The following is a 24,655-nucleotide window of genomic DNA, read 5'->3' as shown; positions in this document are numbered from 1 at the left end:
GCGGACTGTTTCCGGCCATGGGGCGACCGGGGACGGCGCCCGGGGGTCAGACGTACAGCTTGGCGACGAACGCGGAGAGGTTGTCCCGGGTGCGGGCGATCTGCTCCTCCAGGGTCAGGCTCTCCGCGAACCGCGCGCCGGCGACGGGGGTCTTCCTGCCGCGCACGTACAGCGAGCAGGCCAGGTCCGTGCACATGTACAGCCCGACCGAGTTGCCCTCCCGGCCCGCCGTGCCCGCCTTGCGCGCGGTCATCAGGGACACTCCGCCGCCGGGGTGCGTGGTCAGGCACAGCGAGCACATGCTGCGGTGCAGGAAGCCGCGCTGCGCGGGCGGGAAACGCAGGGCGACACCGGCGGGCCGGCCGTCCTGTTCGGTGACCAGATAGCTGCGGTCGGGGGCCCCGGGATCGCGCCAGCCGAGGAAGTCCAGATCGTTCCAGGGACGCTCCTCCAGATCGCGCGGCACGGTCAGCCGTTTGGCCTCGCCCTTGGAGCAGTTGACGAACGACGCGCGGATGTCCTGCTCGGTAAGCGCTCGCATGGGGGGGAGTCCTTCCGGTGACGACGACACAGCCTAGGAGCCCTAGGCAGGCGACTATCGTATGTAGCCCTGTGAAGGAGAGGCCAGCGAATTTCCTACTCGTCCTCGGCTGGGCTCGCCCGCGGCGGCCAGACCCCGGGCAGCAGGACGCCCAAGGCATAGGCGCGGGCCACCAGTTCGGTGCGGTTGGCCGCGCCCCAGCGCGCCGACAGCCGGCGCAGGTGATAGGTGACGCCGTCCCGGCTCAGGCCCAGCTCCCGGGCGGCCCGCGCGGTGGTGGCGCCGCCGGCCAGCAGCGCCAGCACCTGCCGTTCCGCCTCGGTGGCCCGCACCGGCTCCGGCGCGGGCGCGGTGCGCTCGCCCAGCACCCGCAGCATCACCAGCAGCGCCGGGGTGTCCTCGGCGCTGTCGCTCACCGGGTCCGCGGTCAGCTCTCCGTACCGCTCGGTGCCGTCCGGCGCCCGCCAGCACACGGAGACCTGGTAGCGCGAGCGGTGCCGCAGCCGCAGCGCCTCGGCGATCCGCTCCACCTGGGTGGACTCCTGCGGCCGGAACAGCTCCAGCACCTGCCGGCCGCGCAGCCGGCCCGGGCTCGTGCCGCACTCGGCGGCCATCGCCGGGTTCGCCAGCACCACCTGGCCGTACACGTCGCACACCGCCACCGGGACCGACACGCGGTCGAACACGAGCAGGGCCCGGTTGCGCCACACCACCGCGTCGGCCCGTCCCGTCTCCATCACACCCTCCCGGTCCGCCGGCCGCACGCCCATCCAAGAGGAAGAGGCAGGTCAGCGGCAACTCGGCGGGCGGGAACCAAGCGGCCGGCGCCCGGCGCCGCGGCCGTGTCCGGGCGGCCGGCCGACGGACCGCCCGGCCGCGCAAGTCCGGCGGCCCGGTTTCCACTGCACGAACGTGTAGTGCCGTGGCGCGGGCACCGGCCGCCCGTCGACCACCCTGGAACACAGCAGTCCGCTACGCGAAAGGCAGTCGTCGCGCCATGCCCCCCACCACACTGCACTCCTCCTCCGCCGCGGCCCTGCCCGGCGTCCCCGTCGTCGACATCACCGCCACCGGACCCGGCCGCACCCCCATCCAGCAGGCCATGGAGCTGATGCGCGCCCACGGCCCGGTGCTGGTGCGCCGGCTGCACGGCCGGGACGCGATGTTCGTCGCCGACGCGGACCTGGTCGCCGACCTGGCCGACGAGGACCGGTTCGCCAAGCACATCGGCCCCGCCCTGGAGAACGTGCGCGAGTTCGCCGCCGACGGACTGTTCACCGCGTACAACGACGAGCCCAACTGGGCCCGGGCGCACGACATCCTGATGCCCGCCTTCGCGCTCGGCTCGATGCGCACCTACCACCCGGTGATGCTGGAGGTGGCCCGGCGGCTCCTCGACTCCTGGGACCGGGCGGCCCGGGACGGCCGGCCCGTCGACGTGCCCGACGACATGACCCGCATGACCCTCGACACGATCGGACTGGCCGGGTTCGGCTACGACTTCGGCTCCTTCGCACGCGCCGAGCCGCATCCCTTCGTGGAGTCGATGGTCCGCTGCCTGGAGTGGAGCATGAACCGCCTGGCCCGGACCCCGGACCAGGACCACTCGGCGGCCGACGCCGCCTTCCGGCGGGACGCCGGCTACCTCGCCCGGGTCGTGGACGACGTCATCGCCGCCCGCACCGGCACCGACCAGAGCGGCGCCGCGGACCTGCTCGGCCTGATGCTCAGCGCCCCGCACCCGGCCGACGGCACCACCCTGGACCCGGCCAACATCCGCAACCAGGTCATCACCTTCCTGATCGCCGGCCACGAGACCACCTCCGGCGCGATGTCCTTCGCGCTGTACTACCTCGCCAAGCACCCCGCCGTCCTGCGGCTCGTCCAGCGCGAGGCCGACGCGCTGTGGGGCGACACCCCGGACCCCGAGCCGGCGTACGAGGACATCGGCCGGCTCACCTACACCCGGCAGGTCCTCAACGAGGCGCTGCGGCTGTGGCCGACCGCCGCCGCGTTCAGCCGGCACGCCCGCGAGGACACCCTGCTCGGCGGCCGGATCCCGCTGCGCGCCGGCCAGGCCGTCACCGTGCTCACCCCGATGCTGCACCGCGAGCCCGTCTGGGGCGACAACCCGGAGCTGTTCGACCCCGAGCGGTTCACCCCCGAGGCCGAGGCGGCCCGCCCGGTACACGCCTTCAAACCGTTCGGCACCGGTGAACGCGCCTGTATCGGGCGGCAGTTCGCCCTGCACGAGGCGACCATGCTGCTCGCCCTGCTGGTCCACCGCTACCGGCTGCACGACCACGCCGGCTACCGCCTCACGGTGAAGGAGACCCTCACCCTCAAGCCCGAGGGCTTCACCCTCACGCTCACCCCGCGCACCGCCGCCGACCGCGTGCACGCGCCCCTGCCCGGCACCGCCCCCGCGCCGGCCGCCGGCACCCCGGCCCCGGACACCCTTCCGGCCCGGGTCCGCCCCGGCACCCGCGCCCTGTTCCTGCACGGCAGCAACTACGGCACCTGCCGGGACTTCGCCGCCCGGCTCGCCGACGAGGCCGCCGCCGTGGGCTGCGCCACCGAGGTCGCCGCCCTGGACGCCTACGCGGACGGCCTGCCCGCGGACCGGCCCGTCGTCATCACCGCCGCCTCCTACAACGGCCGCCCCACCGACGACGCCACCGCCTTCGCCGCCTGGCTCGACGGCACGCCCGACCTGACCGGCGTGACCTACGCCGTCCTCGGCGTCGGCGACCGCAACTGGGCCGCCACCTACCAGCAGGTCCCCACCCGCGTCGACGCCCGCCTCGCCGAACTCGGCGCCACCCGGCTCATCGCGCGCGCCGCCGCCGACGCCTCCGGCGACCTCGCCGGCACCGTGGCGGAGTTCACCGCCCGGCTGCGCACCGCGCTGCTCCAGGAGTACGGCGACCCGGACGCCGGGACGGACGCGCCGCAGGAGCCCGCCCACGCCTACACCGTGCGCACCGTCACCGGCGGCCCGCTGGACGCCCTCGCCGAACGGCACGGCCTGGTCCCGATGACCGTCACCGAGGCCCGCGACCTCACCGCGCCCGGCCACCCGCGGACCAAGCGGTTCCTGCGGATCGCCCTGCCCGACGGCGTCACCTACCGCACCGCCGACCACCTGAGCGTGCTGCCCGCCAACGCCCCCGGCCTGGTGGACCGCGCCATCGCCGCGTTCGGCCTCGACGCCGGTGCCGTCCTGGACATCCGGGCCACCCGCCCGCGCCGCGAGGGCCTCGCCGTCGACCGCCCGCTGACGGTCCGTGAGCTGCTGACCCACCACGTGGAGCTGCAGGAACGGCCCACGGCCCGGCAGCGGACCCTCCTCGCCGCGGCCAACCCCTGCCCGCCCGAGCGCGCCGCCCTCGCCGCCCTGCCCGACGACGACCCGCGCACCCTGCTGGAGCTGGCCGAGGACCACCCCGCGCTGCGCGGCGCCCTGGACTGGCCGGCCCTGCTCGACCTGCTGACCCCGCTGCGCCCGCGCCACTACTCCATCTCCTCCGCGCCGGCGGCCGACGCCCGCCACGCCGACCTGATGGTCTCCGTGCTCGACGCCCCGGCGCGGTCCGGCAAGGGCCGCTACCGGGGCACCGGATCGGGCCACCTGGCCTCCCTGCGGCCCGGCGACACCGTGTACGCCCGCGTCCAGCCCTGCCGCGAGGCCTTCCGGATCGACGGCTCGGCACCGGTCGTGATGGTCGCCGCGGGCACCGGCCTCGCGCCGTTCCGGGGCGCCGTCGCCGACCGCCTGGCCGCCCGCCGCGCGGGCGCGCAACTCCCGCCCGCCCTGCTGTACTTCGGCTGCGACGCACCCGACGCCGACTATCTGCACGCCGACGAGCTGCGGGCCGCCGAACGGGCCGGCGCCGTCCGCCTGCGCCCGGCCTTCAGCGCCGCACCCGAGAACGGCGCCTCCTTCGTCCAGCACCGCATCGCCGCCGAGGCCGGCGAGGTGTGGGAGCTGCTCGCGGCCGGCGCACGGGTGTACGTCTGCGGCGACGGCGCCCGGATGGCACCCGGCGTCCGCGACGCGTTCCGTACGCTGTACCGGGAACACACCCCCGGAGCCGACGGGGCGGCGGCCGAGCGCTGGCTGAACACGCTGATGGCGGACGGGCGGTACGTGGAGGACGTGTACGCGGCCGGCTGAGCCGCGCGGGAGGGGGCACCGTGGGCGACCCGGCGCAGCGGGGCGCGGCGGTGCCGTCGGCGGGCACCCGGCCGCCCGGCCGGGTGCCCGCCTCCTCCCCCTCTTTGCTCATAGCGTGAACTAAGGTGTGGGGAAATGTCGCGCCCCGGTACCCGAAGGGGTATGTTGCAGGTCGGGCAGGGTTCGTGAAGGGAGCCACATGGCGGCGCGCAACGGGCGCACGGTACGCGACCTGAGACGGGGCAACCGCACGGCGGTGCTCCAGCGGCTCTACTTCGACGGCCCGCTCAGCCGCTTCGAACTGGGCCCGGCCACCGGACTCAGCTCCGGCTCGGTCAGCAACGTGGTCGCGGACCTGATCGCCGACGGCCTGGTCGAGGAGGCCGGCAGCGTCGACTCCGACGGCGGCCGGCCCCGCACCCTGCTGCGCGTCGCTCCGCACAGCGGACAGATGATCGGCGTCGACGTCGGCGAGACCCGGGTCCGCGTCGAGCTGTTCGACCTGGCCCTGACGGAACTGGCCCGCGTCGAACGCCCGTTGTCCCCGCAGGGCTACGACGTCGACGTCATCACCGGTCACATCCGCGAGGGCATCGCCGAGGTCCTCACCGCCGCGGAGGCCGAGCCCGGCCGGCTGCTCGGCGTCGGCGTCGGCGTCCCCGGCATCGTCGAGCACAGCCCGGACCGGGGCGCCGTCGTCCACGGCCAGACCATCGGCTGGGACGCGGTCCCGCTGGAGCGGCTGCTGCGCTCCGCCTCGCCGCTGCCCGACGAGGTGCCGTACCTCATCGACAACGGCGCCAAGACCCTCGGCCAGGCGGAGATGTGGTTCGGCGCCGGGCGCGGCGCCCGCAACGCGGTGGTCGTGCTCTTCGGCTCCGGTGTCGGCGCCTGCCTGGTCACGCCCGAGGTGGAGCACGGCCGGGCCGTGGAGTGGGGCCATCTGACCGTGCGGGTGCGCGGGCGGCGCTGCCGCTGCGGTGCGCCGGGCTGCCTGGAGGCGTACGCCGGCGCCGAGTCGCTGCTCGCCCGCTGGCGCGAGGAGGGCGGCCGGCCGCCCGGGGACACCGACGAGGAGACCGCGCTCACCGCGATGCTCGCCGCCGCCTACCCGCCCGAGGGCACCGCGCCCGACCCGGTCGCGCTGGCCGTCCTGGAGGAGACCGCCGAATACCTCGGCGCCGGCCTGTCCGACCTGATCAACCTCTTCCAGCCCGAGCGCATCCTCATCGGCGGCTGGGCCGGACTCCAGCTCGGAACCCGCTTCCTGCCCGCCGTCCGCCGGCACGCGGCGACCTACGCGCTGCGGTACCCGGCCGACAAGGTGAGCATCGACCTCGGCCGGCTCGGCCCGGACGCGGTCACCGTCGGCGCCGCGATCCTGCCGCTGGCCGAGTTCTTCGCCAGCGGCGGCCGGCGCCCGGAACCGGCCGCCGAAGACCGCCTGCCCGCCTGGCGCGCCGCCCTCCGCGAACGCACACCGCGATGAGCGGCAGGCCCTAGGCCGACGGCTCGTCCGGTCCCGGGGCCTCCGTGTCGGTGCGGGGCGCGTCCTGGGCGTCGGTGCCGGACCCGTCCGGGCCGGGCGCGGCGTCCTCGTCCGGGCCGGGTGTCGTCTCCTTGTCCGGCTTCTCGCCGGCCGGGCGCCCGGGGGAGAGGTCCCACGGGTCCTCGTCGGGGCCGGCCTGCTGGTCGGGCATGTCCCGGGGCACCGGCCGCTCCTGCTCCCCGGATCCGGACTCCTGCACAGTCATCGTGTTCTCCGCTCCTCGTGGTGTAGGGGGTGGTGTACGGGACCCGTTCAGCCCGCCTTCCGGCCCCGCAGCGGTTCGGTCTCCATCCCGCCGCCCTGCCGCAGGCCCTCCAGGAACTCCTGGATCACCTCCGTCGCCGTACGCCGGGGCTGCCAGCCCAGCTCGGCGCGCGCCCGCGCGGAGTCCATCAGCGGCAGCCGCAGCACGGCGTCGAACAGGTGCGGCGAGGCCGGCAGCAGCCGCAGCCCCCAGGCCGCGGCGATCGCCGAGCGGGCCGCCGTACGCGGCAGCCGGACCGCCCGGGAGCCGAGCAGCCCGGCGAGCACGGTGGCGTCCAGCGGCGGGTCGGCGGCCAGGTTGTAGGGGCCCCGGGCGGTGTCCGAGTGCACCGCGAGCCGGTAGGCCTCGGCCGCGTCGTCGGTGTGCAGCGCCTGCACCCGCAGGCCCGGGATGTCCGGCAGGACCGGCAGCAGCTCGGGCCGGGCCAGCGGTCCGGGCAGGAACCGCCCGCCGAAGATCCGCCGCTGCTCGCTCGCCGACTGCCACTTGAACAGGAACGCCGGCCGCATCCGGACCACCCGCACCTCGGGATGGTCGCGCTCGAACACGTCCAGGGTGCGCTCCAGATAGGCCTTCTCGCGGCAGTACGCGGCGTCCGGCCAGCCGTGTGTCGGCCAGCTCTCGTCCACCGCGCGGTCCTTCGGCCCCGGCGAGTACGCGCCGACGGAGGAGGCGTGCACCAGCACCGGCACCCGGGCGGCGGCGACCGCCTCGAACACCCGGATGCTCCCGAGCACGTTGGTCCGCCAGGTCTGCACCGGGTCGTGCGTCGGCTGGAACGCCCAGGCCAGGTGGATCACGGCGTCGGCGCCCGCGAACCGCTCGGCGAGGTCCTCCCGGTCCGACCGCAGGTCGACGGCGGACCACTCGGTCTTCGGCGGCGCCCACGCGGGCGTCCGCCGGGCCAGTCCGTGCACCGACGCGACCCCGGGGTCCTCCGAGAGCAGCCGCACCACACTGGTCCCGACGTTGCCGGTGGCGCCCGTGACGACCACCCTGCTGCCCGCTGAGCTGCTCACCTTCGGCTCCTCTCGCCTGCTCACGGAGGCTGTGACGAGCCGCCGGGTACCCGGGCGGACGACCCGCACACGCGGTACGCCAGGCTCGCGGCGGGGCCGTACCCGAGGAGCGGGAGGCCCGTGACAGGCCCGTACCCGGGGAGCGGGAGGCTCGCGGCGGTGTCGGTCACGCGGGGCCGGGGCATGGAGAAGCCCCGGCCGTGACGGGGGAATCACGGCCGGGGCGGTCGGGTGGCGGGCGCGGAGGGCGGTCGCCTCGCGGCGAAAGGCTCCACAGGGCTTCAGCCGAACGATCGTCCCTGTGGGCGAGAGATGAGGCCCGGGGACACTGTCCCCTCCGTACCCACGTCTTGTTCAACGGGCAACCACTTCGGGGTGCTCCGGCCCCTTCCGTGACCTGCGTCACCCCCGGCTCACGCCAGCGGGCTCCCGGCCAGCCGCGCCAGCAGATCGGCCGGATCGGCGTACACCGCCTCCGCCCCGGCCTCCTCCAGGTCCGCGCGCGGGATCCCGCCGCACAGCACCCCCAGACAGCGCACCCCGGCCTTGCTGCCGGCCCGCATGTCCCACACGGTGTCCCCGACGAACACCGCCCGCGAGGCGGGCACCCCGGCCAGCTCCAGGGCGTGCTCCACCGGCTCGGGCGCCGGTTTGCCCTGCTGTACGTCGTCGGCGCTCGCGGTGTCCGTGATGGCCTCGTCCGCGTCGAGCGCCCGGCGCAGCGCGCCCAGCTCGGCACCGCTCGCCGAGGTCGCGAGGACCACCGTCCAGCCGTCCCCGTGCAGCCGGCGCAGCAGGTCACCGGCGCCGGGCAGGGCGGGGAGCCGGTCGAAGTACTGGCCGTACAGCGCCTTGTGCGCGGCGCTCAGCTCGTCGTCCTGGTCCGGGTCGCGGTCGTCGCCCAGCAGATGGGCGATCAGGTCCGTGGAGCCCAGCCCGACGGCCCGGTGCACGGCGTGCATGGGCACGTCGTGCCCGGCCTGGCGGAAGGCCTCCCACCAGGTGACGACGTGCAGATGGTTGGTGTCGACCAGGGTTCCGTCGACGTCGAAGACGGCGGCTCGTTCCATGCGGAGTATCCCTTTCCCGGCTCCCGTACGGCGACCACGGCGCCTTCCCGGCTGCCGCCCGGTCTCCCGCCTGGTGCCTCGCGTCCGGCGTCTGTCGTCCGGGCGTCTGTCGTCCGGTCGTATCTGGTCCGGGCGTCTGTCGTCCGGATCTCTCGTACGGGTCCGGGTACCACGACTTCGGGTTCAGGAACCCGCCGCGCGCGCCGGGACCCGGCCCTCCCGCGTCCAGTCCAGCAGTTCCCCGGCCGGCCAGGTGGTCACCACCCGTTCGGCGGGCACCCCGCACTCCTCGGCCCGGGCGCAGCCGAGGAGCTGCCAGTCCAGCTGGCCGGGCGCGTGCGCGTCGGTGTCGACGGCGAACAGCACGCCCGCCGCGACCGCCCGGCGCAGCAGCCGCCGCGGCGGGTCCAGCCGCTCCGGCCGGCTGTTGATCTCCACGGCCGTGCCCGACTCGGCGCACGCCGCGAACACCTCGTCCGCGTCGAACTGCGACTCCGGCCGCCCGCGGCCCGTCACCAGGCGCCCGGTGCAGTGCCCGAGGACGTCGGCGTGCGGGTTGCGCACGGCGGCCACCATGCGGCGGGTCATGGACCGGGCGTCCATCCGCAGCTTGGAGTGCACCGACACCACGACCACGTCCAGCCGCTCCAGCAACTCCGGTTCCTGGTCCAGCGAGCCGTCCTCCAGGATGTCGCACTCGATCCCGGTGAGCAGCCGGAACGGCGCCCACCGCGCGTTCAGGTCCGCCACCACCGCGAGCTGCTCCCGCAGCCGCTCCGGCGACAGCCCGCGGGCCACGGTGAGCCGCGGGGAGTGGTCGGTGAGCACGGTCCACTCATGCCCCAGTCCGGCCGCCGTCCGCCCCATCTCCTCGATCGGGCTGCCGCCGTCGGACCAGTCCGAGTGCGTGTGGCAGTCGCCCCGGATCAGCGCCCGCAGCCCGGACCCGGGACCCTCGGCGCCGGCCGCCGCCCCGGCCTCCTCCTCCAGCCGGCGCAGGTAACCGGGCATCTCACCGGCCAGCGCCTCCCGCGCCACCTGCGCGGTCTTCGGCCCGACCCCCTTCAGCGACTCCAGCGTCCCGGCCGCCGCCCGCGCGGCCACCTCCTCGGCGGGCAGCGCGGCCAGCGTCCGGGAGGCGGTGCGGAAGGCCCGTACCCGGTAGGCGGGCGCGAGTGCCCGCTCCAGCAGGAAGGCGATCCGGTCCAGGGCGGCGACGGGGTCCATGCACTCCAGGTTCACACCGGACGCCCCGGAGCGGCGCGGGGAACCACGCGGACGGCCGACGCATGGCCCGGCGGCCCGCACCACCCCGTGCCCCCGGACCGCCCCCCGCGCCCGGTCGGCGCGGCCGTTTGCCGCCCGCGCCCCCGGGTACTGCGAAGGCCCGTCCTTGCGATCACCTACCCGAGGAGGCGAGCCATGCCCACACCGGCCGCGCAGCGAACGGCACTGATCACCGGCGCGGACTCCGGCATCGGCCGTGCCACCGCCGTACGTCTGGCCGAGGCGGGCCTGGACGTCGGCATCACCTGGCACTCCGACGAGAAGGGCGCCGAGGAGACCGCCGAGGAGGTCCGCGCGCACGGCCGCCGCGCCGCCGTGGCCCGGCTGGACCTGACCCGGCTGCCCGAGGCCGCCGACGTGGTGGACACCCTCTGCGCCGAGCTGGGCCGGATCGACGTCCTGGTCAACAACGCCGGTACGGGCACGATGACCCCGTACCTCGACCTCACCCTGGAGGATGTGCGCCCGGTCCTGGACGTCGACCTCGTCGGCCCGTTCCTGCTCGGCCAGCGGGCCGCGCGCCACATGATCCGGCAGGGCGACGGCGGCCGGATCGTCAACGTCACCTCCGTGCACGAGCACCAGCCCCGGGTCGGCGCCGCCCCGTACTGCGCGGCCAAGGGCGGCCTCGGGCTGCTCACCCAGGTGATGGCCCTGGAGCTGGCCGAGCACGGCATCACGGTGAACGCGGTGGCGCCGGGCGAGATCGCCACCCCGATGACCGGCCAGGAGGACACCGACGTGCACACCGAGCGCCGCCCCGGCGTACCGCTCGGCCGGCCCGGCGACGCCCGCGAGGTCGCCGCGGTGATCGCGTTCCTGGCGAGTCCGGACGCCTCGTACGTCACCGGCGCCTCCTGGAGCGTCGACGGCGGCATGCTGCGCATGGGCCCACAGGCCGGATCCCATCTGACCAGCGACGACTGGCGCCGCCCCTGAGCCGGGGCCGTGCGGGCCGCGGTGCTCAGGGGCGGCAGGGACCCGGTGGACGACCCGTCGGCCCGCGTCGCGTTCTAGGCTCTATTGCATGACCGAACAAGCAGCTCCCCACATCTGCCGGCCGCGGGTCCTGGTCCATGGTGTGTGCCCGGGCCGGCACGGTGATCCGCCCTTCCGGATCATGGAGATCGACGGTCAGGTGGTCGGCGAGGCCCGGACCGTCACGGACGTGCTGGAGACGGCCGCCTCCTACGGCGTCACCATCCATGACCTGGACGACCCGGACGTGGTCCGCTTCGTCGGCGGGGACAAGTACACCTGGAAGGTGCGCTGAGCGGACCCCTCAGCCGACCGTCCACTTCTGGTTGGCGCCGCCGGTGCAGGTCCAGATCTGCAGCCGCGCCCCGTTCGCCGAGGTGTTCCCGGCGACGTCGAGGCACTTGTCGGCCTGCGGGTTGACGATGTCGTGCGCACCGGTGACGGTCCACTTCTGGTTGGGGCCGCCGGTGCAGTCCCATAGCTGGACGGCGGAGCCGTCGGCCGTGCCGTTGTCCTTCACGTCCAGGCACTTGCCGAGCGCCCGGAGGGTGCCGTCCGAGCCGGCCGTCCAGGACTGGGCGCCCGTGCCGTTGCAGTCGTAGAGCTGGACCGCGGTGCCGTTCGCCGGGTTCGCGCCGGCCACGTCCGCGCACTTGCCCGCCAGGCCCCGGACCGGCACTCCGGCGGCGCTGTCGCTCGTCGTCACCGACACCGAGTCCACCAGCAGCGTCTGCGGGAACTGGGTGGAGCCGTCGGGGTCGCCGGGCCAGTAGCCGCCGACCGCGAGGTTCAGGATGAGGAAGAACGGCTTGTTGAACACCCAGGTCTTGCCGCCCAGGTCGGCGGGGGTGCGGCGCTGGTAGACGGTGCCGTCCACCGACCAGGTGATCGAGTCGGGCGCCCAGTCGACGGCGAAGGTGTGGAAGGCGTCCGCGAAGGACTGCCCGTTCGGCAGCGAGTACGGCGCGCCGATGCCGCCCGAGCCGGAGTAGCCGGGGCCGTGGATGGTGCCGTGCACGGTCGAGGGTTCGAAGCCGACGTTCTCCATCACGTCGATCTCACCCGAGTCCGGCCAGTTGACCGGGGTGCCGAGCATCCAGAACGCCGGCCACATGCCCTGCCCGCGCGGGATCTTCATCCGGGCCTCGACATGGCCGTACTGGGCGTTGAACTTCCCGGCGGTGTTCAGCCGGGCCGAGGTGTACTGGCAACTGCCGTACCAGCACTGGTAACCGGCCGGGTTCTCCTTCCGGGCCGTGATCACCAGATGGCCCTGGCCGTCCAGGGCCGCGTTCTTCGTCCCCGACGTGTAGTACTGCCGCTCGTGGTTGTTGACGTTGTCGCCGGTCTCCAGGGTCCACTTCGAGCCGTCCACCGCGGCGCCCGCGGGCCCGTCGAAGGTGTCGGAGAAGGTGGTGACGGCCGCGGCCGCCGGTGCGGCGGACTCCGCGTGCGCCGGTCCGACGGCGGCCGAGCCGATCAGCGCGGCCGACAGGGCGGCGAGGAGACATCTGCGGAGCAGGCGTGGGGAGGCCATGGCTCTCCGTTCTCGTGGGGGGACACGGATGCGTGATGCCTCTTGATTTAAGGAGTGAGATAAGGGCTCCGTCAATACTCTGGTACAGACCTGTTGCGCTGGTTGCGCTGGTTGCGCCGGATCAGCCGGCCGACGGCTCCCGCACGCGCCGGTGCACCCCGTGGCCGAGCCGCCGCCCCAGCAGCAGCCAGCCCAGCAGCGCCCCGGTCGTGTTGAGGATGACGTCGTCGACGTCGAAGGCCCGCCCGGTCACCAGCGCACCCTGCACCAGCTCCACCATCAGCATCACCAGGGCGGTCAGCGCCAGCACCCGCAGCACTCCCCGGGCGCGCGGCGCCAGCACCGGCACCAGCACGCCGAACGGCACGCCGAGCAGCACGTTCCCGCCGATCTGCCGGATCGCCTCCCGGGCCGGCGCCTGCTCCAGATAGGCCCGCAGCGAGCGGCCCGGGTGCACGTTGCTGTGCGTCAGGGACACCGACGCGGGCGACGGCTGGAGCGTCAGCCGGGCCAGGACGACGGCGAACACCACCATGACCGCGAACGCGGCCAGCATCGCCAGCAGCCGTACCGGAAGCGGCAGCGCGTGCCGCGGGGGCCGGGCCGGGGCCTCCGTCTCCGGGTAGGGCGCCGGGCCGGCGTCCGCGTCCGCTTCCGGCTTGCGGGCGGCGCCCGTGCGGTCCGGCCGCCGTATCCGGGCGGCGCGCAGGACCTCGGGCAGGCGCGGGACGGTACGGGCCATGCGGTCCTCCCAGGCGGCGACTTACCGGTGTGGAAGCCCGCTTACCCGCCCGGCGCCGCGAGATGCCACCCGCCGGACGGCCGCCGCCGGCTGCGTCGTTCACGCCTGCGGGGCACCGGGCGCGCGGACCCGCGTGCCGCCGCGTCCGCCGGGCGCCCGCGGTGCTTGGATGCCCCCAGCGGTCCACCGGACACAGGACCGCGTACCACCGCACAACGGACCGAGGAGGCGCCGCGTGCTCCGTCGTACGGCCCCTCGCGCGGTCCTGCTCGCCGCCGGTGAACTCCTGGTCTGGTGGGTGGCGCTGGCCCTGCTGTGGCTGGTGCTGATCAGCACGGTCGACACCCTGGAACGGATCGTCGGCGCGGGCTGCGCCGCCGTGGGCGCGGTGCTGGCCCGGGCCGGCCGGCGGGCGGTGACCTGGCGGTGAACGGCTGGATCCTGGCGGCGACCGCCGTGCTGGGCGGGGGAGGGGCCGCCGCGCTGTGGGGCGTGGCCACCGGACCGCCGGCCCGCCGGGTGATCGCCCAGAACCTGACCACCTCCGTCGTCTGCCCGGCCCTGCTGCTCCTCGCCCGGGGCTACGGCCGCCCGTCCTACGTCGACCTGGCTCTGCTGCTCGCCCTGCTCGGCCCGGTCGGCACGCTGGTCTTCGCCCGGCTGCTCGCCGTCGGCCGGCCCGGGGACCGGCCGGGCGCCCGGGGGCTGACCTGGGCGGCGGCGGGGCTCGCCGCGGCGGTGGTGACCGCGCTGTGCGTGGCCGGCGGACCGGGCCGGGCCATGGTCAAACTCCTGGTGACCGGCGCGCTGCTGATCGGCGGCAACGTGATCGCCGCCCGGGCACCGGCCGGCGGCTTCCGGGAGGTACGGGGTGGCTGACGGAACGCTGAAGGGGACGGGCGCCGGGGCCGAGACCGGGACTGGGGCGGTGCCCCGAGTTCAGGCGGTGACCGGGACCCGAGTCGGGGCCGGGACCCGGTACGGGACCGGCCTCGGGTGTCGCGTGGCCGGTGGGGTGGCGAGGGTGGGTGCCGTGTGTCCGACGTGGTGATCGTCGTCGCCCTGCTGCTGGTGGCCGCCTCCGGCACCGCGGCCGTGGCCCAGCGCGACCCCGCCCGCCAGGCGCTGGTGCTGTCCTTCCTCGGAGTGGCGCTGGCCGCGCTGTTCACCGTGCTCCAGGCACCCGACGTGGCCCTGTCCCAGCTCGCCGTCGGTTCTGCCCTCACCCCGCTGCAGGTCATGCTCTCGGTGCGCAAGGTCAGACGCCGGGGCCGGCCGGAGCAGGAGACCGAGTGAACCGGCTGCGGCCGTGGCTGCTGGCCGTCGGCGGGGCCGGCCTCGCCGCCCTGCTCGTCGCCGCCTGCCTCGGCCTGCCGGACTTCGGCGGCCGACGGCACCCGTACGGCGACCGGGCCGTGCGCGCCGCCCTCGCCCGGCACACCGCCAACACCATCGCCTCCGTCAACTTCGACCAGCGCGCCTACGACACCCTCGGCGAGATGAGCATCCTGTTCGCCGCCGTCCTCGGCTGCGTGGTGCTGCTGCGCCAGGCCCGCGACGAGCACCGGGCCCCGCCCGAACCCGCCGAGGTGGCCCGCCCGGTGCGCCGCTACGCCCTGCTCGTGCTGCCCGTCGCCCTGCTGACCGGCCTCTACGTCGTCGCCCACGGCCAGCTCAGCCCCGGCGGCGGCTTCCAGGGCGGGATCGTCGCCGCGACCGCCCTGCACCTGCTCTACCTCGGCGCCGACTACGGCGCGCTGGAACGCGTCCGCCCGCTCGCCGTCTACCAGACCTCCGACGCGCTCGCCGTCTGCGCTTACCTCGTCCTGGGCCTCGCCGCGGTCGCGGCCGGCACCGCGTTCCTGGCCAACACGCTGCTGCCGTACGGCACTTTCAACACGCTGTCCTCCGGTGGCACCGTTCCGCTGCTGAACGCGGCCGTCGGCGCCGAGGTGGCGAGCGCGGTCGTCGTCCTGCTCGCCCACTTCCTGGACCAGGCCGTCGAGATCGAGGGCGACACCGAGGAGGCGCGCGGGAGATGAACACCGTGCCGCACGTCCTGCCGTACCTGGTCGCCGTCCACCTCTTCCTGACCGGCTGCTACGGCCTCGCCACCAGCCGGAACCTGATCCACGCCGTCGGCTGCCTCGCGGTGTGCCAGTCCGCCACCTACGTCCTGCTGCTCGCGGTCGGCTACCGCGCCGGCGCCACCGCGCCCGTCTTCTCCGACCTGCGGCCCGGCTCCCGCCCGGTGGTCGACCCGGTGGTGCAGGCCCTCACCCTCACCGACATCGTCGTCGGCGCCACCGTCACCGCGCTGCTGCTGGCCCTCGTCCTGCAGATCGCCAAACGGCACGGCACGGTCGACCCCGACGAACTGCGGGAGCTGCGCGGCTGATGAGTCATCTGCTCCCGCTGCTCGTCGCGGTCCCGCTGCTCGGCGCCGCCCTGCTGGTGGCCGCGGGCCGGTTCCTGCCCAGAGCGGCCGTCGAGATCACCGGCTTCGCGGTCTGCGGCGGCACGGCCGCCCTCGCCGTCGTCCTGCTGCTGGACTCGGCGCCGCCGATGACCGAGTGGGTGGGCGGCTGGCTGCCCGTCGGCGGGGAGAGCGTCGGCATCCTCGTCGTCGGGGACGGCCCGGCGCTCGGCATGGCGGCCCTGGCCTCGCTGCTGACCCTGGCGGCCCTCGCCTACTCCTGGCGGTACTTCGCCGAGCCGCGCGGCGGCCACACCGGCTCGTTCACCGCGCTGATGCTGGTCTTCCAGGGCGCCATGTGCGGCTTCGCCCTCGCCGGCGACCTGTTCAACGCGTTCGTGTTCTTCGAGCTGATGAGCGTGGTGGCGTACGCCCTGACCGGCTACCGCATCGACGAGGCGAAGGCCGTCCAGGGCGCCCTGGCCTTCGGGGTCGTCAACTCCCTCGGCGCCTACGCCCTGCTGATGGGCATCGCCCTGCTGTACGCCCGCACCGGCGAACTGGCCATGGCGAAGATCGGGCGCGGCCTCGACGCGGCCGGGCCCGGCGGACCGGACGCCCTGGTCCTCGCCTCCTTCGTGCTGGTGCTCACCGGGCTGCTGGTGAAGGCGGCGGCCGTGCCGTTCCACTTCTGGCTCCCGGACGCGCACGCCGTCGCGCCCACCCCGGTGTGCATGCTGCTGTCCGGTGTCATGGTGGAACTCGGCGCGTACGGGGTGTGGCGGGTGTACGGCACCGTCTTCGCCGGACCCGGCGGAGTGCCCGCCGCCGACCTGACGCGGGTCCTGGTGACGCTCGGCGCGCTGACCGCCGTGACGGGCGCCGTCATGTGCTGGTACCAGCGGCACATCAAACGGCTGCTCGCCTGCTCCACCGTCGCCCACACGGGCCTGTTCCTCGTCGGGCTGGGCGTCCTCACGCCCGAGGGGGACGACGGCGTCGCCCTGTACCTGCTCGGGCACGCCGGGGTGAAGGCCGCGCTGTTCGCCTGCGCGGGCGTCCTGCTGGACCGCTTCGGCAGCGTCGACGAGCACGAACTGCACGGCCGGGGCCGGTCGCTGCCCGCCACCGGGGTGATGTTCGCCGTGGGCGCGCTGGGCCTGGCCGGTCTGCCGCCGTTCGGCACGGGGCTCGGCAAGGCGGTCGGCGAGGAGGCGGCCGGCGGCCCGCTCACCGTGGTGTACGTGGCGGCCTCCGCGATCACCGCGGGCGCGGTCCTGCGGGTCGCCGCCCGGGTGTTCCTGGGCCTCGGACCGCGCCCCGGGGACGCGGCGTACGAGACCAAGGGCTCCGGTGAGGAACCGGAGACCGCCGGCCTGCTCGGCCGGATCCCGGACACCATGACGACCGTGCCCGCCGTGCTGCTGGCCGCCGCGCTCGCCGTCGGCGTGGCACCCGGCTTCGGCGGCCTGGTGGCCCGCTCCGTCAACGAGGCGGGTTCGGGCGGCGCCCACGCCGTCGTGGGCTGGACCGCGCACGGCGTCCTGCTGGGCGTGGCCTCCGCCCTGCTGGCCGTGGCGCTCGCCGGCCTCGCCGTCGTCCGCCCGGCCTGGGCCGCCGCTCCCGGCCGGGCCGGGCCCCTGCGGCGCCTGCAGTCCGGGCACGTCGGCGACTACGTGGCCTGGCTGCTGGTGGGCGCGACCCTGCTGGGGGCACTGGCCCTGCCGGGCGTGCTGGGCTCCTGATCAGCCGCTCCCGCCCGGAGCGCCGCCCGCGCGCCCGGCGCCGTAGGAGACGTGCACCTCCTTGAAGCCGAGCGAGCGCAGCAGGCCCTGGAGCATCCTGGTGGTGTTGGTCTCGGCGCGGGCGGTCAGTCCGCTGCCGCGTGCCGCGTCGCCGATGTGCCGCACGGCGAGCCGCTGTACGGCCTGCTCGCCGTTGGGGTTGTCCGAGAACAGGTCGCCGAGCCGGTCCAGCAGCCCGCGCTGCTTGGCGACGGCGTAGGAGTGGTCGGGGTCCAGGGCCGGTTTGCCGAGCCGCGCGTGCGGCAGCCGGAGGGTGGCGGACGTACGGCCGGCGTCGACCGTGACGTCCTTCTCACCGACCTGTCCGAGGTCGACATAGGCGTCCACGGTGCCCGCGCCGACGTACAGGGTGCGGGTGCCGCGCAGGGCGTCGGGCAGGAACCTGGCGTCCTTCTCCAGGTCCACGACGACCTGGAAGTTGCCCGACGCGGCGGTGTAACGGCTCATGTCCCGCACCGACTTCAGCAGTGCGGGTCCGGAGCGGTCATGGGTCTCGGTGCCGAACAGGTCCTTGACGCCCGGCAGTACGGCCAGCCGTATCCCGGCGAACAGGACGGCGAGCACCACCACCAGCGCCACCACGGCCTTGGCCCAGCCCGGCAGGCGTGCGGGGGAAGTCGTCATCGTGACGGTCCTCCTTCCTGCCCACCGGATGCCCGCCGGCGGCCGGAACAGGCCGGGCGCATGCGCCGAACGGCCGTCAGGAAGCCGTCGTTACGCCGGTGCCCCGTCCGGGGCCACCGCCGCGGCCCGGTCCAGCGCCGTGTCCAGGTCCGGCTGCGGGGGCAGCAGCCGGGCCAGGCCGGTGACACGGAAGACGCGCAGGGTCAGCGGGCGGGTGCACACCAGGTGCAGCCGCCCGCCGCGCTCCCGCACCCGGGCGTGCGCCCGGTACAGCAGCCGCAGCCCCGAGCAGTCGAAGAACTCCACCTGCCGCAGGTCGATCACGGCCCGGACGCCGGTGCCGGCGGTGATCCGGTCGAGGACCGGGCCGATCTCCTCCGCCGCGACGAGGTCGATCTCACCCCGGAACTCCAGCACCGTGTGCCCGCGGTAGGCGTACACGCCCAGTTGCCGGGTGGGGGACACGCATTCCTGTCGCACCTCGGCACCACCTTCCACCCGTGCACCGACGACGTCATCCGATCGTCAAGTTACCCCCGATGGAAGGAATTTGAGCACGTTCGATTGACATATGTCTTCGAGTTTGTGGCGTGTCGCCCCGGGTGCCCCTCAGTCCGTCAGCAGCACCAGCTTGCCCGTGGTCCGGCCGGTGTCGCCCAGCTCGTGCGCCTTCGCCGCCTCCGCCAGCGGGAACGTGCCGGCGATCGTGGGCGTCAGCCGCCCGGACTCCGCCAGCTCGGCGATCGCCCGCATCCCGCTCCGGTCGGCGTCGACCAGCATCCGCACCGCCCGCACGCCCAGCCGCTCCGCCTCCGCGGGGAAGTCCTCGTCCCCGACGGGCAGGATCGACACCACCACACCGCCGGGCCGCAGCGTCCGCAGCGACCGCACCGAGGTCTCCCCGCCGAGCGTGTCCAGGACGACGTCGACGTCCCGCACCGCCTCCGTGACGTCGGTGGACCGGTAGTCGACCGGCTCGTCCACGCCGATCTCCCGCAGGAAGCCGTGCTTGCCCTCGCTCGCGGTCCCGATCACGTACGCCCCGCGCGCCTTGGCGATCTGCACCGCCACATGACCGACCCCGCCGGCCGCCGCGTGGATCAGCACCCGCTGCCCCGGCCGGACGTCCGCGTGCTCGGTCAGCGCCTGCCAGGCGGTCAGGGACACCAGCGGCAGCGCCGCCGCGTGCACATGGTCCAGGGCGGCCGGCTTGAGTGTCAGGGCCCGCACCGGGGCGAGCACGTACTCGGCGTGCGAGCCGTGGCCGTACGGGTACGGCAGCATGCCGAAGACCTCGTCGCCGGGCCGGAAGGCCGCGGCCCCGATCCCGGTCTCCACGACCTCGCCGGACAGGTCCCAGCCGAGGACGAACGGGGGCTCGCCCAGGAAACCGCCGGTGGCCCGGTGCTTCCAGTCCGTCGGGTTGAGCCCGGCCGCCCGGACCCGGACCAGCACCTGGTTCGGACCCGGCACCGGCCGCTCGATCCGTACTTCCCGCAAGACCTCGGGGCCGCCGAGGACGTCCTGGCTGATCGCTCGCATCGTGTTCACATCGCTCATGGTCACCCAGCGTGCCCCAGTCCGCCCGGCCGGGAAATGGCAGAAAAGTCAACCTCCGATAGGATCGTGCCATGCCTGACCGACAGCCGCGCCCCGGCCGCCCGGAACGGGTCGCCGTCCTCGCCCTCGACGGCGCCTACCCCTTCGAACTGGGCATCCCCAGCCGCATCTTCGGCGCGGCCGACGGCCGCTACGAGGTGATCACCTGCTCGGTCGACGGCCGGCCGGTGCAGACCTGCGCCGACTTCACCATCGGCGTCGCCCACGGCCCCGAGGTCCTCGACACCGCCGACACGGTGATCGTCACCTCCATGGCGCCCGCTCACATCCCCGACCGGCTGCCCGCCGAGGTCACCGCCGCGCTCGCCCGGATCCGCCCGGACGCCCGGATCGTGTCCATCTGCACGGCCGCCTTCGTCCTCGCCGAGGCCGGGCTGCTCGACGGCCGCCGGGCGACCACCCACTGGCATATGACCGACCTGTTCCGCCGCCGCTACCCGCAGGTGGAACTCGACCCGGACGTCCTGTTCGTCGCCGACGGCCGCATGCTCACCTCCGCCGGCGCCGCCTCCGGCGTCGACATCTGCCTGCACATCGTCCGCACCGACCACGGCAGCGAACTGGCGAACGCCGTCGCCCGCCGTTGCGTCGTGCCCCCGTTCCGCGACGGCGGACAGGCCCAGTACATCGAGCAGCCGGTCCCCGACAGCGGCGCCGCCGACACGGCCGCGACCCGCGCCTGGGCACTGGACCGGCTGGACCGGCCGCTCACCCTGGCGGACCTCGCCGGACACGCCCGGATGAGCCTGCGCACCTTCGCCCGCCGCTTCAACGACGAGGTCGGCCTCAGCCCCGGCCGCTGGCTGATCCAGCAGCGGGTGGCCCGTGCCCGGCACCTGCTGGAGGCCAGCGACCTGCCGGTGGACCGGATCGCCGCCGAGGTCGGCTTCGCCACCGGCGCCTCGCTGCGCCAGCACCTGCACGCGGCGATCGGGGTCTCCCCGCAGGCCTACCGGCGCACCTTCCAGCGGGCCCGCTGAACGTTCCCGCCCGTCCCGGCGTCGAAGGACCGTCCGCGACACGGCGGAGACACGACCGGGACACGACGGAACAGGGGCGGGAATGCGCGCAGGACACGTGGCGGCGGCGGTGCTGACGGTGGTGACGGCGGTGACGGCGGCGGGCTGTGACACCGGCCCCCGCCCGGACCTGGTGGTCGAGGGCACCGCGCCGGCCCGACCGTACGGCGGCCCGCTCTCGGTGCCCACCAGGGAACTCGACGAGAGCGGCCCCCGGGCGCTGCGCCTGGCCTCCGGAGCGGCCGGCCGGGCCCTGGAGTGCGACGGCGAGATCTTCGAGGGCTCCGGACCGGACGGGTGGAGCGCGTCCGAGGGCGGCGGCACCCCGGAGGAGGGCCTGGCCCTCCACTTCGACATGGACCAGTCGGACCTGCCCGACCACGGCTACCGCGTGGAGCGCCGGGAGCGCGACCGGGTGCTCTACTCCTACGACGTGGACGGCCGGACCAAGGCGGCGGTCGTGGTGGCCCGGGACCAGAAGGACCGTCCCGGCTGGGGCCCGGAGACCAACGCCTCCTGCGACCCTGCCGAGTTCCCCGAGAGCGTGGCAGCCGCCGAGGGCTGGGAGGTGTGGACCGACCGCGCGGGCCGCAGGGTGCCGGTGAGCCGGCTGCACAGCTCCTCGGGAGCGGAGCACTGCGACTGGCAGTCCGCCCGCTTCCTGACCCTGGCCGGCCGGCTGTACGCCCGCGATCCCGAGGGCGTGCTCGCCGGCCTGCTCCAGGGGCCGTACCACGCCCGGGTCCGCATGCCCGCGGACGCCCGCGACACCGGCTACCACCGCGCCGGCCGCAGGCTGTGGCTGACCGACGACAAGACGGTCCTCTACGTCCGCACGGCGACCGGGGTGGAGGCCTGGCCCCGGGTGAAGGACGGCGTCGGCTGCGCCTGAGGCCGCTCGCCGGGGCGCGGGCCGCTCTCCGGCCGCACACCGCGCCCCGGCCGCCCGCCCGCTCCGCCGCCCGGCGCAAGCGGAACACCCGCCACCGCCGACTGAATCGGGCGGCCCGGGATAAGCGCTGGGAAGAGGACACATCCCGGGAGGACCCATGGCAGTGGTGAAAGCGGGCGTGGTCGTACTGGACTGCGCCGAGCCGGAGAAACTCGCGGAGTTCTACCGCGAGTTCCTGGAAGCCGAGCGGACCGTCGCGTCCGCCAACCTGGTGGAGATCCGCGGCGCCGACGGCATCCGGCTGGCCTTCCGGCGTGACGCCAACGCGACCCCGCCCAGTTGGCCGCGCCCCGAGAACTCCCTCCAGGTCCACCTCGACTTCCTGGTGGAGGACCTGGACGAGGCCGAACGGCGGGTGGTGGGACTCGGCGGCCGGCCGATCGAGACCAGGGACGCGGCGGGTCCCTACGAGGAACGCGGCTACTCCGACCCCGCCGGCCACTCCTTCACCCTCCGCCTGGTGCCGCCCACGGCCCCGAAACAGGGCTGAGCCCTGGCCCTCGAACAGGGCTGAACCACGGTCCCGAAACAGGGTTGAGTCACGGCCGAAGGCCCGGCCGCCGGACCGCAGCCGGCCGGCGGCCGGGCCTTCGGACGGGTCAGTCGCGGCCGCCCTTGCCGGTCGCCGGCCACACGCCCGTCGAGCGGGCGATGGCCTGCGCGCCGGTGCGGTCCACGGCGCTGCGCACCACCGCGAAGATCGCGCCCTGGACGGCCGCCGCCAGCAGGATCTCGCCCCAGCCGCGGTCCGGGTCCAGCGCGTCGGGCGCGTCCTCCTCGTGCCGGATCACCTTCCACGCCTTGCGGAAGGCCATACCGGCCAGCGCGCCACCCGCCCAGCTGAGCGCGAATCCGACCGGCTGGTAGGCGAGAGGGAGCTTGTTCTTCTTGTTCTTGGCCATGGCTGTCTCCTTCCTCGTCAGACGATCCTCATGCGGGCCGTTCTTCCCCGGCCACCCGTCCGCTTCCGCGAGGGTGTCACCGGCCGGATACCGCTGCCCGGACCGCCGCTCACCGACCGGTTCCGGCCAGCGGAAGCCTCTGTCCGGTGCGGTGCGCACGGTGTGAGCCGCCCGGTCCGGGGCAGTCGGCGAAAGGTGAGCGGGACATCCTCGGAACGGGAGACGGCCGGACCAACGGCCGGACACAGGACGACACCACCGGCGTACAGCGCGCCCCCGGACGCGGGCGGGACACGCCACGCGGCCGGCGCGGCGCCGGACGGCGGGACACCGGACGGCGGGACACCGGCCGACGGCACGCCGGCCGCACCCGCCGCCGACGGCGGCCGAACCGGCCGTCGCGGCGGCGAGCGCGCGGAGCCCGGGGCCGGCGACGAGCACAAGGAGCCCGCCGGCGAGGGCAAGGGCTCCGAGGCCGACCGGCACACCAAGATCACCGTCCTCGTCGCGCTCGGGGCCAACCTGGTGATCGCCGTGGCCAAGGCGGCCGGCGGTGTCCTCGCCGGCTCACCCGCCCTGCTGTCGGAGGCCGCGCACTCGGTCGCCGACAGCCTGAACGAGGTCTTCCTGCTGGCCGCCCTGCGCCGCAGCCGCCGCCCGGCCGACACCCGGCACCCGTTCGGCTACGGCAAGGAGCGCTTCTTCTGGTCGCTGCTGGCCGCCGTGGGCATCTTCGTGATGGGCGGCTGCTTCTCGTTCTTCCAGGGCGTCGAGGCGCTCCGCGAAGGCGCCGACGAGACGTTCGGCGGCTACATCGCGGGCCTGATCGTGCTGGCCGTGGCCCTGGCCGCCGAGGCCGGTTCGCTGCTGCGGGCGCTGCACCAGGTGCGCCGGCAGGGCGGCGGCCTCGCCGGGCTGCGCGATCCCGCGCTGCGCACGGTGGTCGCCGAGGACGGCACGGCGGTGCTCGGCGTGACGCTCGCCCTGATCGGCATGGCGCTGCACATGGTCACCGGGCAGGTCGTGTGGGAGGCGTCCGCCTCGCTGGCGATCGGCGTCCTGCTGGTCTACGTCGCCTACCGCCTCGGGCGCGAGGCCCGGGACCAGCTCATCGGGCAGGCCGCCGATCCGGAGCTGACGGGCAGGATCCGGGCGCTGCTGCGGGCCCAGCCCGAGATCGACAGCGTGGAGGCGCTGTTCACCATGCAGACGGGTCTCGACTCCACCCTGGTGGCCGCCCGGATCGATCTGGTGCCGGGCCTGGACAGCGAACGCGTCGAGGAGGTCGCCGTACGCATCAAGCGGTCCGTGGCCCGCACGTTCCCGGAGGCCGGACAGATCTTCCTCGACGTCACCGACCGGCCCGCGGGCGAGGCGGCACAAAGCCCCGCCGCGACGGGGGAACGCGGCGGGGCCTGACGGCACGAATGCCCGGGCGCCCGCCGGCTCACACGTCCCCGGAACAGATTTTTCTGAAACGGATCGGTGTCCGGCCGGAAATCAGCTCTCGTCCGAGGCGCTGTCCGCGAGGGGTTCCAGCACGAAGACCGGGATCTCCCGGGACGTCTTCTGCTGGTAGTCGGCGTACGGCGGGAACGCGGCCACCGCCCGCTCCCACCACTCGGCCTTCTCCTCGCCGGTCACCTCACGGGCCAGCATGTCCCGCTTGACCGGCCCGTCCTGCAGCTCGACGTGCGGGTCGGACTGCACGTTGAAGTACCAGACCGGGTGCTTGGGCGCGCCGCCCAGCGAGGCGACCGCCGCGTACCGGCCGCCGTGTTCCACCCGCATCAGCGGCGTCTTGCGGATCTTGCCGCTCTTCGCGCCCCGGGTGGACAGCACGATCACCGGCAGTCCGGTGTCGCGCAGCGTCGTCCCCTTCGTCCCGCCGGAGCTCTCGTACAGCTCGACCTGCTCGCGCACCCACTGCGTCGGACTGGGCTCGTACTCACCCTCAAGAGGCATTGCCTGCCGTTCCCTTCGTCGTTCCAGCGCCGTCTGTGCCACCGTCAACACCGGAGGCCTCACGATGCATCCCTACCGCATACCGGGCCGCCGACGCGATCACCGCCGCTCGTACGCACCATGGGAAGGAGGCTGGTTGCCGCCCCTGGGACCCGTGGTGTTCCGGCCAGATCGGCCGGGTCACCGA

At 74.7% G+C, this 24,655-nt stretch carries 27 protein-coding genes; 14 read left to right on the top strand and 13 right to left on the bottom strand.

Features of this window, described 5'->3' with window-relative positions; genetic code table 11:
• Nucleotides 1-46: 46 nt before the first annotated feature.
• A complete protein-coding gene (locus ACZ4SV_RS05935) occupies nt 47-541 on the bottom strand; it encodes an FBP domain-containing protein (RefSeq protein ID WP_468001744.1) in 495 nt (164 codons plus the stop codon).
• Between the two features lie 95 nt (nt 542-636).
• Nucleotides 637-1,278 carry a PAS domain S-box protein gene (locus tag ACZ4SV_RS05930; protein ID WP_365878751.1) on the bottom strand — a complete coding sequence of 214 codons (642 nt, stop codon included), beginning with the start codon at nt 1,276-1,278 and terminating at the stop codon, nt 637-639.
• 260 nt (nt 1,279-1,538) lie between these two features.
• Here ACZ4SV_RS05930 and ACZ4SV_RS05925 point away from each other — a divergent pair, with 260 nt between their 5' ends.
• Both ACZ4SV_RS05925 and ACZ4SV_RS05920 read left to right on the top strand, forming a co-directional pair.
• A complete protein-coding gene (locus ACZ4SV_RS05925) occupies nt 1,539-4,718 on the top strand; it encodes a bifunctional cytochrome P450/NADPH--P450 reductase (RefSeq protein WP_468001742.1) in 3,180 nt (1,059 codons plus the stop codon).
• A 199-nt stretch (nt 4,719-4,917) separates the two neighbouring features.
• The gene (locus ACZ4SV_RS05920) at nt 4,918-6,207 is read left to right on the top strand and encodes an ROK family protein (RefSeq protein WP_468001740.1); all 1,290 of its coding nucleotides are present in this window, start codon (nt 4,918-4,920) and stop codon (nt 6,205-6,207) included.
• 10 nt (nt 6,208-6,217) lie between these two features.
• On the opposite strand, the gene ACZ4SV_RS05915 is transcribed toward ACZ4SV_RS05920, so the two are convergent.
• From ACZ4SV_RS05915 to ACZ4SV_RS05900, 4 genes are all read right to left on the bottom strand, one after another.
• Complete coding sequence (locus ACZ4SV_RS05915) at nt 6,218-6,472, bottom strand: hypothetical protein (protein WP_468001738.1); 255 nt, start codon at nt 6,470-6,472, stop codon at nt 6,218-6,220.
• A gap of 47 nt (nt 6,473-6,519) precedes the next feature.
• A complete protein-coding gene (locus ACZ4SV_RS05910; RefSeq protein WP_397945503.1) occupies nt 6,520-7,551 on the bottom strand; it encodes an SDR family oxidoreductase in 1,032 nt (343 codons plus the stop codon).
• 413 nt (nt 7,552-7,964) lie between these two features.
• The gene (locus ACZ4SV_RS05905) at nt 7,965-8,621 is read right to left on the bottom strand and encodes an HAD family hydrolase (protein WP_468001736.1); all 657 of its coding nucleotides are present in this window, start codon (nt 8,619-8,621) and stop codon (nt 7,965-7,967) included.
• Between the two features lie 183 nt (nt 8,622-8,804).
• Complete coding sequence (locus tag ACZ4SV_RS05900; RefSeq protein ID WP_398214557.1) at nt 8,805-9,848, bottom strand: PHP domain-containing protein; 1,044 nt, start codon at nt 9,846-9,848, stop codon at nt 8,805-8,807.
• A 195-nt stretch (nt 9,849-10,043) separates the two neighbouring features.
• Between ACZ4SV_RS05900 and ACZ4SV_RS05895 the strand changes: the two genes are divergently transcribed.
• On the top strand, nt 10,044-10,847 hold the full coding sequence (locus tag ACZ4SV_RS05895) for an SDR family oxidoreductase (RefSeq protein WP_468001734.1): 804 nt from the start codon (nt 10,044-10,046) through the stop codon (nt 10,845-10,847).
• Nucleotides 10,848-10,935: 88 nt separating this feature from the next.
• A complete protein-coding gene (locus ACZ4SV_RS05890; protein WP_365878767.1) occupies nt 10,936-11,181 on the top strand; it encodes a hypothetical protein in 246 nt (81 codons plus the stop codon).
• 9 nt (nt 11,182-11,190) lie between these two features.
• On the opposite strand, the gene ACZ4SV_RS05885 is transcribed toward ACZ4SV_RS05890, so the two are convergent.
• The gene (locus ACZ4SV_RS05885) at nt 11,191-12,423 is read right to left on the bottom strand and encodes an RICIN domain-containing protein (RefSeq protein WP_468001732.1); all 1,233 of its coding nucleotides are present in this window, start codon (nt 12,421-12,423) and stop codon (nt 11,191-11,193) included.
• Nucleotides 12,424-12,544: 121 nt separating this feature from the next.
• Entirely contained in the window at nt 12,545-13,165 is a 621-nt protein-coding gene (locus ACZ4SV_RS05880) for a VanZ family protein (RefSeq protein WP_468001730.1), read from the bottom strand.
• Between the two features lie 235 nt (nt 13,166-13,400).
• Here ACZ4SV_RS05880 and ACZ4SV_RS05875 point away from each other — a divergent pair, with 235 nt between their 5' ends.
• From ACZ4SV_RS05875 to ACZ4SV_RS05850, 6 genes are all read left to right on the top strand, one after another.
• Nucleotides 13,401-13,595 carry a hypothetical protein gene (locus tag ACZ4SV_RS05875; RefSeq protein ID WP_365883439.1) on the top strand — a complete coding sequence of 65 codons (195 nt, stop codon included), beginning with the start codon at nt 13,401-13,403 and terminating at the stop codon, nt 13,593-13,595.
• The gene (locus tag ACZ4SV_RS05870) at nt 13,592-14,044 is read left to right on the top strand and encodes an MrpF/PhaF family protein (protein WP_468001728.1); all 453 of its coding nucleotides are present in this window, start codon (nt 13,592-13,594) and stop codon (nt 14,042-14,044) included. Before ACZ4SV_RS05875 ends, ACZ4SV_RS05870 begins: the two co-directional genes overlap by 4 nt.
• Nucleotides 14,045-14,200: 156 nt before the next feature.
• Nucleotides 14,201-14,461 (top strand): Na(+)/H(+) antiporter subunit B, encoded by a 261-nt coding sequence (locus ACZ4SV_RS05865; protein ID WP_468001726.1) that lies wholly within the window; start codon nt 14,201-14,203, stop codon nt 14,459-14,461.
• Nucleotides 14,458-15,207, top strand: a complete 750-nt coding sequence (locus tag ACZ4SV_RS05860) for an MnhB domain-containing protein (RefSeq protein WP_468001724.1) — start codon at nt 14,458-14,460, stop codon at nt 15,205-15,207. Before ACZ4SV_RS05865 ends, ACZ4SV_RS05860 begins: the two co-directional genes overlap by 4 nt.
• Nucleotides 15,204-15,563: a sodium:proton antiporter gene (locus tag ACZ4SV_RS05855; protein WP_468001722.1), complete on the top strand. Its 360-nt coding sequence runs from the start codon at nt 15,204-15,206 to the stop codon at nt 15,561-15,563. The genes ACZ4SV_RS05860 and ACZ4SV_RS05855 overlap by 4 nt, the downstream gene beginning before the upstream one ends.
• Nucleotides 15,563-17,326, top strand: a complete 1,764-nt coding sequence (locus tag ACZ4SV_RS05850; RefSeq protein WP_468001720.1) for a complex I subunit 5 family protein — start codon at nt 15,563-15,565, stop codon at nt 17,324-17,326. Before ACZ4SV_RS05855 ends, ACZ4SV_RS05850 begins: the two co-directional genes overlap by 1 nt.
• On the opposite strand, the gene ACZ4SV_RS05845 is transcribed toward ACZ4SV_RS05850, so the two are convergent.
• The 3 genes from ACZ4SV_RS05845 to ACZ4SV_RS05835 all read right to left on the bottom strand — a co-directional run bounded on the left by ACZ4SV_RS05845 (nt 17,327) and on the right by ACZ4SV_RS05835 (nt 19,570).
• Nucleotides 17,327-18,010, bottom strand: a complete 684-nt coding sequence (locus tag ACZ4SV_RS05845; RefSeq protein WP_468001718.1) for a DUF4230 domain-containing protein — start codon at nt 18,008-18,010, stop codon at nt 17,327-17,329.
• Nucleotides 18,011-18,100: 90 nt separating this feature from the next.
• The gene (locus ACZ4SV_RS05840; protein ID WP_365882315.1) at nt 18,101-18,490 is read right to left on the bottom strand and encodes an anti-sigma factor antagonist; all 390 of its coding nucleotides are present in this window, start codon (nt 18,488-18,490) and stop codon (nt 18,101-18,103) included.
• 129 nt (nt 18,491-18,619) lie between these two features.
• The gene (locus tag ACZ4SV_RS05835; RefSeq protein ID WP_468001714.1) at nt 18,620-19,570 is read right to left on the bottom strand and encodes an NADP-dependent oxidoreductase; all 951 of its coding nucleotides are present in this window, start codon (nt 19,568-19,570) and stop codon (nt 18,620-18,622) included.
• 71 nt (nt 19,571-19,641) lie between these two features.
• Here ACZ4SV_RS05835 and ACZ4SV_RS05830 point away from each other — a divergent pair, with 71 nt between their 5' ends.
• From ACZ4SV_RS05830 to ACZ4SV_RS05820, 3 genes are all read left to right on the top strand, one after another.
• Nucleotides 19,642-20,610 carry a GlxA family transcriptional regulator gene (locus ACZ4SV_RS05830; protein WP_468001712.1) on the top strand — a complete coding sequence of 323 codons (969 nt, stop codon included), beginning with the start codon at nt 19,642-19,644 and terminating at the stop codon, nt 20,608-20,610.
• Nucleotides 20,611-20,692: 82 nt separating this feature from the next.
• Entirely contained in the window at nt 20,693-21,541 is an 849-nt protein-coding gene (locus ACZ4SV_RS05825; protein WP_468001710.1) for a hypothetical protein, read from the top strand.
• A gap of 157 nt (nt 21,542-21,698) precedes the next feature.
• Nucleotides 21,699-22,091, top strand: a complete 393-nt coding sequence (locus tag ACZ4SV_RS05820) for a VOC family protein (RefSeq protein ID WP_365882307.1) — start codon at nt 21,699-21,701, stop codon at nt 22,089-22,091.
• A 109-nt stretch (nt 22,092-22,200) separates the two neighbouring features.
• Here ACZ4SV_RS05820 and ACZ4SV_RS05815 read toward each other — a convergent pair whose 3' ends face one another.
• Entirely contained in the window at nt 22,201-22,503 is a 303-nt protein-coding gene (locus tag ACZ4SV_RS05815) for a DUF4235 domain-containing protein (RefSeq protein ID WP_365882305.1), read from the bottom strand.
• A gap of 195 nt (nt 22,504-22,698) precedes the next feature.
• Here ACZ4SV_RS05815 and ACZ4SV_RS05810 point away from each other — a divergent pair, with 195 nt between their 5' ends.
• Nucleotides 22,699-23,922, top strand: coding sequence for a cation diffusion facilitator family transporter (locus ACZ4SV_RS05810; RefSeq protein WP_468001708.1), 1,224 nt, complete (start codon nt 22,699-22,701; stop codon nt 23,920-23,922).
• 81 nt (nt 23,923-24,003) lie between these two features.
• Here ACZ4SV_RS05810 and ACZ4SV_RS05805 read toward each other — a convergent pair whose 3' ends face one another.
• Entirely contained in the window at nt 24,004-24,468 is a 465-nt protein-coding gene (locus ACZ4SV_RS05805) for a nitroreductase family deazaflavin-dependent oxidoreductase (RefSeq protein ID WP_468001706.1), read from the bottom strand.
• Between the last annotated feature and the right edge of the window lie 187 nt (nt 24,469-24,655).

It is taken from the genome of Streptomyces sp. NPDC027672, assembly GCF_055566335.1.
The sequence above is the reverse complement of the archived record's forward strand: the minus strand, read 5'-3'. Positions and strand labels throughout refer to the sequence as shown.

Excerpts from the sequence above, each read along its gene's own strand:
- ACZ4SV_RS05930 (WP_365878751.1), bottom strand. The coding sequence starts at position 1,278 with ATGGAGACGGGACGGGCCGACGCGGTGGTGTGGCGCAACCGGGCCCTG.
- ACZ4SV_RS05885 (WP_468001732.1), bottom strand. The coding sequence starts at position 12,423 with ATGGCCTCCCCACGCCTGCTCCGCAGATGTCTCCTCGCCGCCCTGTCG.
- ACZ4SV_RS05815 (WP_365882305.1), bottom strand. The coding sequence starts at position 22,503 with ATGGCCAAGAACAAGAAGAACAAGCTCCCTCTCGCCTACCAGCCGGTC.
- ACZ4SV_RS05845 (WP_468001718.1), bottom strand. The coding sequence starts at position 18,010 with ATGACGACTTCCCCCGCACGCCTGCCGGGCTGGGCCAAGGCCGTGGTG.
- ACZ4SV_RS05890 (WP_365878767.1), top strand. The coding sequence starts at position 10,936 with ATGACCGAACAAGCAGCTCCCCACATCTGCCGGCCGCGGGTCCTGGTC.
- ACZ4SV_RS05855 (WP_468001722.1), top strand. The coding sequence starts at position 15,204 with ATGAACACCGTGCCGCACGTCCTGCCGTACCTGGTCGCCGTCCACCTC.
- ACZ4SV_RS05900 (WP_398214557.1), bottom strand. The coding sequence starts at position 9,848 with ATGGACCCCGTCGCCGCCCTGGACCGGATCGCCTTCCTGCTGGAGCGG.
- ACZ4SV_RS05935 (WP_468001744.1), bottom strand. The coding sequence starts at position 541 with ATGCGAGCGCTTACCGAGCAGGACATCCGCGCGTCGTTCGTCAACTGC.
- ACZ4SV_RS05920 (WP_468001740.1), top strand. The coding sequence starts at position 4,918 with ATGGCGGCGCGCAACGGGCGCACGGTACGCGACCTGAGACGGGGCAAC.
- ACZ4SV_RS05915 (WP_468001738.1), bottom strand. The coding sequence starts at position 6,472 with ATGACTGTGCAGGAGTCCGGATCCGGGGAGCAGGAGCGGCCGGTGCCC.
- ACZ4SV_RS05895 (WP_468001734.1), top strand. The coding sequence starts at position 10,044 with ATGCCCACACCGGCCGCGCAGCGAACGGCACTGATCACCGGCGCGGAC.
- ACZ4SV_RS05880 (WP_468001730.1), bottom strand. The coding sequence starts at position 13,165 with ATGGCCCGTACCGTCCCGCGCCTGCCCGAGGTCCTGCGCGCCGCCCGG.
- ACZ4SV_RS05805 (WP_468001706.1), bottom strand. The coding sequence starts at position 24,468 with ATGCCTCTTGAGGGTGAGTACGAGCCCAGTCCGACGCAGTGGGTGCGC.
- ACZ4SV_RS05850 (WP_468001720.1), top strand. The coding sequence starts at position 15,563 with ATGAGTCATCTGCTCCCGCTGCTCGTCGCGGTCCCGCTGCTCGGCGCC.
- ACZ4SV_RS05825 (WP_468001710.1), top strand. The coding sequence starts at position 20,693 with ATGCGCGCAGGACACGTGGCGGCGGCGGTGCTGACGGTGGTGACGGCG.
- ACZ4SV_RS05820 (WP_365882307.1), top strand. The coding sequence starts at position 21,699 with ATGGCAGTGGTGAAAGCGGGCGTGGTCGTACTGGACTGCGCCGAGCCG.
- ACZ4SV_RS05835 (WP_468001714.1), bottom strand. The coding sequence starts at position 19,570 with ATGAGCGATGTGAACACGATGCGAGCGATCAGCCAGGACGTCCTCGGC.
- ACZ4SV_RS05905 (WP_468001736.1), bottom strand. The coding sequence starts at position 8,621 with ATGGAACGAGCCGCCGTCTTCGACGTCGACGGAACCCTGGTCGACACC.
- ACZ4SV_RS05925 (WP_468001742.1), top strand. The coding sequence starts at position 1,539 with ATGCCCCCCACCACACTGCACTCCTCCTCCGCCGCGGCCCTGCCCGGC.
- ACZ4SV_RS05830 (WP_468001712.1), top strand. The coding sequence starts at position 19,642 with ATGCCTGACCGACAGCCGCGCCCCGGCCGCCCGGAACGGGTCGCCGTC.